Raw genomic sequence first — 11,228 nt, forward strand, 5'->3', positions numbered from 1 at the left:
AGAAATGGTATATTATTGCATGAAAAGAAAATAGCGTAAAGGTATATTTTTACAGAGAATAGGAGGCTTATAACCTCCTATTTGTCGTGTCAAAAAACTTGTTCATTTAGAAATAATTTCATATAAATATATGAATAAAAAATAAAAAGACCGTCTACTGAAATGATTTTAAAAATCATTTCAGAGACAGCCCCTTTTTTTCCCATCCTGAGTCTGAATAATACTCTGGATTATTTTCTAGATAATATCTTATTAATTCAATCTCATCTTTTGAAAGCGCCTTAAATAATTCTATAGGCTCATCTCCCCAGAAACATTGTCCTAAAACTTCTATCAAATCTTCTAAGCTGTGTATTTCTTGTTTTACTATAGCTATTTTATCTGAAATAAATCTACAGCTTTTTATTTCATCTATCAAATCTCTTAATTTTTCATCATTCATTGGCTCATTATCTATAAATACATTTTCTATAAAATCATCCTGTATTTCAAAACTTAAAAATATATTTTCTATATTTCCTTCTGCTAATGCCTCTTCAAGCCTAGGATATATATCTATACAAGTTTTTTTAATATACTCTATCACTTCATTGCTCTTTATATTTAATTTATCACAAACTTTTTTTGCTCCATCAGCAAGTGCTTCTTTAGTCTGCTTTTTTGATAACCCTTTGAAAAAGAGTAATAACCTTTCTCTCTGAAATTTTGAAATATCTAATCCTAATATATCTTCTTCTAAAATAGAAAGTCCTAAAGTATTAATAACAACTGGCTCAAATATATTAATTAATAAACCTTTATAATCAGAACAATAGCTATTTAAAATATTAATTATATTTTCTCTACTAAATTTACTACAAAACTTATTTTCAATTAAAATTGTCTTTAAATACTTATTAATATACTCTATTCCTTGCAATTCTTCTGATATTGGATTTGAAAGCTGATAATCTATACTACAATCTATCTGATGTGCAAAAAATCTATAATCATACCTCTTAAAGAATTGTTCTATTTCCCTAATAGTATCTTCATAAGAGATATTTCCTATATGAATTGATGTTTCTATTACTTCCTTTAACAAAACTTTTCCTTCATCTATCATAGCCTCTATTTTAACCCATGATTCTTTAAGTAGCTTCATCATATCATCATTTATTAATCTTTCTACAAAATCACTAGAATCCCTTAACTCTATACCTATCGAAAAAGAAATCGACTTAAGTAACTCTTCTGCTATTTCAATAGGAACAGAAGTACTATCCCCCATTGTATATCGTTCAGTCCACTTTCCTAATAGGTTCCACATCTTAATTTCAATTAGCTCTCTATTTTCATTACTAATATTATTCTCTAATTGTATCTCATCTGAAAACTTCAACAAACTGTTGTTATTCTCCATAATACCTCCTAAAATTGATGTCCATATATATCAGTATCATCAACTTTAAATCCGTATCTTGTATTTCTACAAAGCTCCTCTAAAGTTGTTCCACTTAAATACTCTAAAGAGCCTTGGCATTTCCCATCAAAATGTCTTTTCATAAACTCAATTAGCTCATCATCTGAAATTTGATCCATAGCTTCACTTTTAAAAAAGTAAAATGCATCTTGAAGCTCTAATAAGGTATCTTCATAATTTTGCTGCATAATATAAGGTGAATCACAAAAGGCTTCAATTATCTTTGTTAAAATACCTTCAGAAAATTCTATTCTTCCTGTATTTTTCAACGCATCAAAACGTCTTTCAACTAATGCCTTAACTTCATCATCATTTAAATGCAAATCATATTTGATTGTAAGCTCATTACACTTTTTAATCTCTGCTATAGCTTGTTTTTTCTGCATATCCTGAAGAACTAAACTAAATTTTTCATTCATTTCGATCACCTCTCAATACACTTTACTCCTTACCTCAGAGCAGTACAAGACTTGAAATTTTCGTAATTTTATGGTAATATATAATCAGAAAATATAAAAAAATTCTCAGATAGATTATTCTAACTGGGAATTTTTTTATTATTAATCCATTTTATTTCTTTTTTGTTTTATAGGTAATATGATAACAAACTTACTTCCCTTACCTACTTCGCTTTCTACATATATTTCACCTTCATGAAGTTCTATAATCTTTTTAGTTATAGTTAAGCCTAATCCGCTTCCACCTTTAACTTCAGCATTTTTATCTACAACTTGATTAAATCTATTAAATATTAACTCATGATGATCTTTATCTATTCCTATTCCATCATCTATAATTTCTATTTTTACATGGTTATTAAGATCCTTTATAGTGACCTCAATATTCCCCCCTATATTAGTAAACTTTGCTGCATTGCTCACTATATTAACTATACAGCGTTCTATCTCATTCTCATCTACTTCAATTATCTTTTCTTCTATTTCAGGATCTATAATTAAATTAATACCTTTATCTTCAATATACTCACTTAAAGAAAGTGCTGCTTCTTCTACTAAATAAACTATATCCACTTCTTTTATGTCTATTCTATAGCTTCCATGTTCAATCTTTGAAGAGTCTATTAAATCATTAATTATTTTCAATAATCTCTTAGTATTATTTATCATAATTCCCATATACTTATTTAACTTATCTTTTTCTATCCCTAAATCACCTTTGTTTAACTCTCTTATTAATTGTTCCGTTGAATAAATAACATTTAATGGTGTTCTTAGTTCATGAGACATATTTATCAAATAATTATTTTTGCTTTTTTCTAAATCAATTACCTTCTTAAATAAGTCATTATTTCTTTTCATTTCTTCGCCTAAAGCATTAGTTCTTTGGTCTACTAGTTCATCTAGTTTTTTAACTTTATATTTATGATTTAAAAAAGTAATTATTACTATAAAAATGTACAGAAACACAGAGTATTTGCTAGCCCAAAATGGTGGCGATATTGTAAATGCTACACTTGTACTTTCACTAATAACTCCATTATTATTTCTTGCTCTAATATTAAATACATAATCGCCAGGAGAAAGATTACTTAAAGTAATTGAATTTGTTTCCATCGCTGCCCAGTCATCATTAGCACCTTCTAATAAATAATAATATTGTATTGCCTTTGGATTTATGTAATTAGGTAAAAATGCTTCTATAAATATATTATTTTCATCATATTTTAATTTTTTTGAATCAAGGCTATCTATATTTACTCCATTTACCTTAAATTCATCAAATGTTATACCATATGTATATTGAGTTTCTTTAATATCTTCTGGATTAAATATATTAAATCCATTTATTCCCCCAAAAATAAATTCATCTTTTTTATTTTTAAAATAAGCTTTTCCGTTAAATTCATTACTTTGAAGTCCATCAGTTATGTCTAAGTTAATAACTTTTCCATTGCTTCTATTTATCTTGGATATTCCCATATTAGTACTCACCCAAGGGTTACCATATTTATCAACTAATATACCATAAATATTAGCATTTGCTATACAATCTTTAGTTGTGTATCTCTCAAATTCCTCAGTATCCTTATTAAATTTATTTAGCCCTAAGCTAGTTCCTATCCAAATTTCTCCTCTAAACCCTTCTGCTATTGTTCTCACTGAGTTATTGCTTAAAGAGTTCTTATTTTTTTCTTCATTTCTATAAGCCTTTATTTCTTTTGTTCTAGGGTTTATTCTAATTAATCCACCTTGAACAAAAGTTGCTATAAAATACTCACCATCACTATCTTTATATATATCTCCAATATACTGGTCTGATGGAGAATATTCTTTTATAATTTCTGTAATATCTATTATCTCATCTGTCTCTAAATTTAAAATAGATAGGCCTGTTGGTGTTCCTATCCAAAGATATCCTAAACTATCATAATAAATGCTTTTTACTACATTATTAGTCAACCCATTATTTTCGTCATACATCTTACTAGTTTTAGATTCTTTATCAATTATAGCAACTCCTTTATCAGTAGCTATGCATATTTTATTTCCATTCCCAGTTATATCGTATATACAATCACTTGGTATTATATCAATAAGATCATTTTTTCTTAAATTATCAATTCTATCAGTTTCCCTGTTAAGTAAGTCTATCCCCTTATTTTTGCTTCCAATCCATAATAATCCTTGTTCATCCTCATAAAGAGCAGTAACCATATTATCACTTATAGTTTTACTATCAAAAGGATCATTCTTATAATGTGATATCTTTCTATCAGGGTTAAAAATACTAATTCCTGAATAAGTACCTAACCATATAAGGCCTGTCCTATCTTGTATTATAGAAAATATATTATCATCTATTAAAGAGTCTTTGTCGTATAGTTTATTCTTATATGTAGTAAAACTTCCATCATTATTTAACTTTGATAAGCCTCCATCAGTACATACCCATATATGGCCTTTAGAATCCTTCAAAAAGTTTTTAACAAAATTCCCACCTATTGATTTATCATCTTGTTTACAATAATATCTAGTTATTTCATCAGTATTAATATCTATCTTACATGCCCCACTATCATATGTTCCTGCCCATATATATCCATCAGTATCATAGTAAACTTTATATATATTATTTTCACTTATAGTATTTTCATCATTACTGTCATATAGAAAATTCTTTGAACTACCAGTTTCTAAATTAATTTTACTTATACCATTTTCTGTAGCTATCCATATATTCTTTTGACTATCTTCAACTAATGAATTTATATACTGTTCAGTTAACTTATCACCTTCAAATATTCTTTTAAAGCTATCTTTATCTTCATCATATATATTTAATCCATCTGCAGTTCCTATTAATATTTTATCATCACTAGTTATAAGTATTGATGCAACATTTGCATGAGATAAATTTCCTTTTTCTGCATCATCTAAATAATTAGTTATCTTTTGTCCATCATTATGTATTTTACTCAATCCATTTGCAGTAGCTACCCATATGTTTCCGTACTTGTCCTCTTTTATATCTAAAATATAATTGTTTACCAAACTATTTTTATTATCTTCTTCTACTCTATAAACTTTAAATTGATATCCATTGTATCTATTTAGTCCATCGTTGGTACCAATCCATATATATCCTTTGCTGTCTTGAAATAGTGCTTCTACTGTCTCCTGTGTTAACCCTTCTTCTATGGTTATATTCTTAAAATTCATCTGTTCTTTTGCTTTTACTTCATAATTATAATTTAATAATATTAAATTAATGGTAATTATTAAGAAAACCATCTTTAGTAATCTATTTTTTCTCATATTTCTCTTCCTTTAATAATTAAGAATTAACAACTAAAACATTAATTTATAATTATATGATTAATTGTTAATTCTTTCATTTAAAATTATACTTTTTTTTACACTAAATATAATTTTATCATTATATATATGCAAATACAAGCAACATAAATTTTCAACATAAATTTTATATCACTTCTATTTATTTCCACTTTTGTGATAATTATATATGTAAAAAGGAATTCCTAATAACATTAAAATAAATCCCCACATAACGGTTTCTGCACCTGATCCATATATAGTCCAAAGTGTGTATATAAATGCTAATAAAGGTATTATAGATTTACTTATAAACTTTCCTATACTTATCTCCTTTTCATCTCTAAACATTATCATAATCTCAGCAGATACAGATAATAAATATACAGGTAAATATGAAAGCGTTGCCAATATTGTTATAAAAGAAAATGCTGAAACCATACTTTTCTGATAGTTTGTTAATAACAAAATATTTACTAAAACACCACTTATAATTAATGAGTAAGCGGGAGTATTGTATTTACTACTTACCTTACCAAATATTTTAGGAAATACTCCATCCTGTCCTGCTGCATAAGCCACTCTTGCTGTAGCTAAAATCCATCCTATAGTTGTTCCTAAAATTGATACTACTACTATAGCTGATATAATTACGCCTACTGAATTTCCTAAAGATCTAGTTAAGATATCTGTTAATGGTGCTGTACTTTTTGCCAATACCTCATTTGGCATAGCCCCCATACTTGCAATACTAATTAATAAATAAATTACTGCTGAAATTATTAATCCATATATAGTACTTCTTTTTACATTCTTTTCAGGATCTCTTATCTCTCCAGCTGCTACCGTAGCACTCTCTAAACCTATAAATGCCCAAAGTGTAGTAGTAGCTGCTAACGATATTGTTTCTAATCCTTTATTTTTAGGTACTAACGGAATTAAATTATTTTTATCAAAATTTAAAAAAGCAATTATTATGAATAAAGCAAAAAATACTATTTTAAATACAGTTGTAAAGCTTTGGATTTTCCCTGCTTGCTTTACGCCAACTATATTTAATATAGTAACTGCCCAAAGTATTAAACTAGAATAAATTATTGAATAAAGAGGGTTATTTAAAACTGGAAATATAGCTGCTGAATAGCTTGTTAATGTTACTAAAATAGCTGTATTTCCAATCCATGATCCATTCCAATATAACCATGCACTTAAAAATCCTGCAAACTCTCCAAATGCTTCTTTCACATATTGATATGCACCTCCTGTTTCAGGAAACTTTGAACCTAAATTTGCAAAAGATATAGCTACTAATATAGATCCTATAGTAGTCAATATCCATGCTAAAATTGTTGCAAGAGGACCTGAAACCTCAGCTAATGTAGCTGGTATCATAAATACCCCTGAACCTATCATATTACCACATACCAACATTGTGGCCATAAATAATCCTATATCCTTTTTCAAATTCTTATTTTCCATAAATACACCCTTTACAAATTAAAGTTAAGAATTTATCTAATAAAATCACATCAAGTCTAAGTATTCAAAACTCTCTATTTTTTAATTAGAAATTCTTTTTTTATTTATACTTAATTTGCCCAACCTTTTCCCATTTATCCAACTACAAATAAACTATAAAGATTAAAAATTTAAATTAAGTTAATAATAAATAAGAGGTATTGATTAATAAAAATCAATTCTCTAAGAGAATATGAAAGGAGCAATTTTATGAAAAAAACTTGGACCATTGTCATTGCTATAGTTGTTGTATTAGCAATACTTATTGTACCTATAGTAACTACCTATAATGATCTAGTTTCCTTAGAACAAAATGTAAATATTGCTGAATCCAATATCGATACACAGCTCCAAAGAAGATCTGATTTAATTCCTAATTTAGTAAATACAGTTAAGGGATATGCTTCTCAAGAAAAAGATATTTTTTCTGATATTGCTAATGCAAGAAGCAAGCTTGCAGGTGCTACCAATGTAACTGAACAAGCTAATGCTGATAATGAATTATCAAGTGCACTTTCTAGATTATTAGTAGTTGTTGAAAACTATCCTGATTTAAAATCTAATCAAAATTTTCAGGATCTTTCTATCCAACTAGAAGGAACAGAAAATAGAATTGCTATAGCTAGGCAAGATTATAATACTGCTGCAACGACATATAATACAAAGAGAAAGAGCTTTCCTGCTAATATAGTAGCTTCCATATTTGGATTTCAAGAAAAATCTCTTTATAAGGCTAGTGAAGGTGCCCAAGAAGTCCCTTCAGTAGATTTCTCTAGTTAATATGAATAGAAAATTAAATTTTTTTATTAAATTTACTTTTTCTCTTTTAATATTTAGCTTATTATTTAGTCTTAATGTATTTTGTAGTGAGACTTTTCCTGATCCCACTAACCTAAAGTATTTTAATGACTATACAAATACAATAGATTATTCTACAGCTAAACAAATAGTTTCTATAGGAAAAGAGCTAGAAGATAAAACTTCTGCGCAAGCCATTATAGTAGTTATCAATTCTACAAATGGTGCTCCTATAGAAGATTATGCAAACAAACTATTTAGAACTTGGGGAATTGGTAAAAAAACTAAAGATAATGGTCTTTTAATCCTTTTGGCTATTAATGATAAATCTTGGCGTGTCGAAGTTGGACGAGGTCTAGAAGGTGCTATACCAGATGCTTTAACTAACAGAATTATGCAGACCACTGCAAAACCTTGCTTTATTAATGGTAATTATAGTGAAGGTTTACTAAATTCTTATAGTATTTTTTCTGACTATATCGCTTCAGAATACGACGTTACATTAGAAAAATCTTTAAATATTACCTTACCCAATGAAGGTACACAATCTGGAGAAAAAGAGGTAAAAATAGCTGTAAGTCTATTTTTAATTTTAATCTTTGCAGATATTTTTCTTAATAGAGGTAGAGTATCTTCTTCTATTTTAAATTTACTATTTTGGAATAACTTTTTTAATGGAAATGGTCGTGGTGGCCCAGGTGGCTTTGGTGGTGGTTCATCAGGCGGTGGTGGTTTTGGTAACTTTGGTGGTGGTTCTTCTAATGGTGGTGGTTCCTCCGGAAATTGGTAGGAACAATTACAAGTTTCAATTGCCAAGCGACAAATGATTTTATAACTGTAAATTGTAAAATATATATCAGACCGTTTTTATATAACTTTTCTAAATAATAAAAAATAGAACGTATTAATTAATACGTTCTATTTTTATGTATTTAATTGTATAGTTTTTGTAAACTTTTCTCAAAATTTACATGGATAATAAGTTATAAATCATAATTATTTATTAATATATTATATATAGTTATTTGCCCCAAATAAGTAATGCTCTAATTTTTAACTTATACCTATTTTGCTTATATCAAAATTTAATTAAAATCATATATTATTTTTTGATTGAATTTTTTTACAATAACTGTATAATATTTTATAGAATTTCTAATAATTGTCATGGAGATGTTAATATGAAGGATTTATTTAAAAAAATATTTTCGCACCCAATTTATAGTTGTATTTTTACTGCAATATTTATTAACCTCATAATTGAAATTTTAAGTAGGAAAACTTTTTCAGATTTTTTTAGCTATGTATTTAAAACTCCTATAGTATTTCTTTATAACGCTTTAATTATAATGTTTACCCTGTCTTTTAGTTTTCTATTTAGAAGGCGTAAATTTGTATTTTTAATAATATCAGTAGTTTGGCTTGGTTTCGGTATTACAAATGGAATTATATTAAATTGTAGAGTCACCCCTTTTACTGCTACCGATTTTAGAATGATAAAAAATGGGCTAGAAATTGCTTCGTCATATATATCTCCATTTTTTATGGTAGTAATCGGTATTGGTTTAATGGCTTTAGCCATAGCATTAACACTAATATACATTCGTGGACAAAAAATAAAATCATCAATTAACTACAAAAAAAATGTACTAGCTGTAATTAGTCTTGGCTTATTACTTTTTATAAGTACTAAAACACTAATTTCCACTAATATACTAGCTGACTATTTTGGTAATATAGCCTTTGCTTATTTAGACTATGGTTTTCCTTATTGCTTCTCAAATACTTTGTTAAATACAGGCATAAAGAAACCCACTAATTACTCTAAAGAAACTATAGCTAATATTTTAAATACAGAAATAACAGAAAAAGATTCAATTTTATTAGCATCAAATAACACTCTACTTACTCCTAAATCTAATGTAGATTTACCTAATATTATAATGATACAATTAGAATCTTTTTTTGATCCAACATTAGTAAAAGGCTTGAATTTTTCCCAAGATCCTATTCCTTATTTTAGAGAGTTAAGTAACAATTATTCCTCAGGTTATTTAAATGTACCCTCTGTAGGGGCTGGAACTGCAAATACTGAATTTGAAGTAATTTCAGGTATGAGTTTAGATTTCTTTGGACCTGGTGAATATCCTTATAAAACTATTTTAAAAGATACAACTTGCGAAAGCGTTAATTATACCTTAAAAGACAACAACTATAGTACTCATGCTATTCATAATAATACTGGTACATTTTACGATAGAGACTTTGTTTTTTCACAACTAGGATTCGATACCTTTACCTCTTTAGAGTATATGGAGAAATTAGATACTACCCCTACCGGTTGGTCTAAAGATTATGTTTTAACTAATGAAATATTAAAGACCTTAAACTCTACAGATAATAAGGATTTCATCTACACAATATCTGTTCAAGGTCATGGTCACTATCCAAGTGAACCTTTACTAGAAAATCCTAAAATTACTGTAACTGGACTTGAAAGTGAAGAAGATACAAATGCTTTTACTTACTATGTAAATCAACTTTATGAAATGGACAATTTTATACAGAATTTAATAGATGAATTATCAAAGCTAGACGAAAAGGTTGTTTTAGTAATGTACGGGGATCATCTTCCAACATTAGGTCTTGAAGATGAAGATTTACTAAATAATTCAGTATTTCAAACTGAATATGTAATATGGGATAATTTCAATATGGCAAAAGAAGATAAAACATTAGAAGCCTTCCAATTAACTTCATCTGTATTAAATAGAGTTGGTATAGATAATGGAATTTTAAATAGATATCATAACAATTCTAGTAATTTATCAAATTATATGGAAGATCTTGAATTACTTCAATACGACATGCTATATGGTGAAAAATACATCTACAATGGTAATAATCCATTTATAGCAACTGAGCTTAAAATGGGTATAGATACAATCTCAGTTAGCAACGTTTTTGACGAAAATGAACAAGTTTTTGTAAGTGGAGAAAATTTTACTACATTTAGTAAAGTATATATAAATGATCGTAAATATGAAACTATCTATATCAGCCCAACTCTTCTTAGAGTAGATGATTTATCTTTAGAATCCAATGATTCTGTAACAGTTCATCAAGTTACAAAAGGTGGCACCAGTTTAAGTTCTTCAAATGAATTTATAGTTAACTAAACATTAATTTATAAAAATCACATGTGTAACTTTTGTAAATCCACATGTGATTTTTATATTATTCCTACTTTTTTTGTTAATTTATATACAACTTGTGTGTTTAAATTTCTTTCTTATAAAATTTATATATAAAATAAAGATACAGAAATATCAACCTATTTCTGTATCTCCTTTTAGGGGATATTAATTTACCTTATAATATACTTTTTAAAGTTATTATAAAATAAATCAATATTTATTTTGTTAAATTATTAGCTAACTAAATATTAACATATTGTTTTTAATTTAACAATATATTTTTGAAATTTCCCTCTAATTTCTTATTAAATGCTCTTCTTTTACTAATATTATTTATTAAGGCTTTGTTTTAATAAACTGTGGAAATTTGATTAACCTCTATAAATATGGTTATAATTTATAATATAACTACTATTTAGGAGGTTTTTTATGCCAAGAGTTAATAATGTTATTCAACAA

General features: G+C 27.1%; 7 protein-coding genes. 3 read left to right on the forward strand and 4 right to left on the reverse strand.

Going from position 1 to position 11,228, the window contains the following annotated elements:
* Positions 1 to 175: 175 nt before the first annotated feature.
* From H8S10_RS16750 to H8S10_RS16765, 4 genes are all read right to left on the reverse strand, one after another.
* Positions 176 to 1,402, reverse strand: coding sequence for a DUF6179 domain-containing protein (locus H8S10_RS16750; protein WP_207731920.1), 1,227 nt, complete (start codon positions 1,400 to 1,402; stop codon positions 176 to 178).
* 8 nt (positions 1,403 to 1,410) lie between these two features.
* A complete protein-coding gene (locus H8S10_RS16755; RefSeq protein WP_186839628.1) occupies positions 1,411 to 1,881 on the reverse strand; it encodes a DUF6323 family protein in 471 nt (156 codons plus the stop codon).
* Positions 1,882 to 2,022: 141 nt separating this feature from the next.
* A complete protein-coding gene (locus H8S10_RS16760) occupies positions 2,023 to 5,238 on the reverse strand; it encodes a sensor histidine kinase (RefSeq protein WP_186839629.1) in 3,216 nt (1,071 codons plus the stop codon).
* A 177-nt stretch (positions 5,239 to 5,415) separates the two neighbouring features.
* The gene (locus H8S10_RS16765) at positions 5,416 to 6,735 is read right to left on the reverse strand and encodes an amino acid permease (protein ID WP_186839630.1); all 1,320 of its coding nucleotides are present in this window, start codon (positions 6,733 to 6,735) and stop codon (positions 5,416 to 5,418) included.
* Positions 6,736 to 6,984: 249 nt separating this feature from the next.
* On the opposite strand from H8S10_RS16765, the gene H8S10_RS16770 reads away from it, so the two are divergent.
* From H8S10_RS16770 to H8S10_RS16780, 3 genes are all read left to right on the forward strand, one after another.
* The gene (locus H8S10_RS16770) at positions 6,985 to 7,554 is read left to right on the forward strand and encodes a LemA family protein (protein ID WP_055264649.1); all 570 of its coding nucleotides are present in this window, start codon (positions 6,985 to 6,987) and stop codon (positions 7,552 to 7,554) included.
* Between the two features lies 1 nt (position 7,555).
* A complete protein-coding gene (locus tag H8S10_RS16775; RefSeq protein ID WP_186839631.1) occupies positions 7,556 to 8,362 on the forward strand; it encodes a TPM domain-containing protein in 807 nt (268 codons plus the stop codon).
* 391 nt (positions 8,363 to 8,753) lie between these two features.
* A complete protein-coding gene (locus tag H8S10_RS16780) occupies positions 8,754 to 10,751 on the forward strand; it encodes an alkaline phosphatase family protein (RefSeq protein WP_186839632.1) in 1,998 nt (665 codons plus the stop codon).
* The last annotated feature ends 477 nt before the right edge of the window (positions 10,752 to 11,228 follow it).

Origin of the sequence: Clostridium sp. NSJ-49 (assembly GCF_014287725.1) — a bacterium.
Taxonomy (GTDB): Bacteria; Bacillota; Clostridia; order Clostridiales; family Clostridiaceae; genus Clostridium; species Clostridium disporicum_B.

Coding starts and splice junctions, on each gene's coding strand:
- H8S10_RS16750 (WP_207731920.1), bottom strand. CDS start 1,402: ATGGAGAATAACAACAGTTTGTTGAAGTTTTCAGATGAGATACAATTA.
- H8S10_RS16755 (WP_186839628.1), bottom strand. CDS start 1,881: ATGAATGAAAAATTTAGTTTAGTTCTTCAGGATATGCAGAAAAAACAA.
- H8S10_RS16760 (WP_186839629.1), bottom strand. CDS start 5,238: ATGAGAAAAAATAGATTACTAAAGATGGTTTTCTTAATAATTACCATT.
- H8S10_RS16765 (WP_186839630.1), bottom strand. CDS start 6,735: ATGGAAAATAAGAATTTGAAAAAGGATATAGGATTATTTATGGCCACA.
- H8S10_RS16770 (WP_055264649.1), top strand. CDS start 6,985: ATGAAAAAAACTTGGACCATTGTCATTGCTATAGTTGTTGTATTAGCA.
- H8S10_RS16775 (WP_186839631.1), top strand. CDS start 7,556: ATGAATAGAAAATTAAATTTTTTTATTAAATTTACTTTTTCTCTTTTA.
- H8S10_RS16780 (WP_186839632.1), top strand. CDS start 8,754: ATGAAGGATTTATTTAAAAAAATATTTTCGCACCCAATTTATAGTTGT.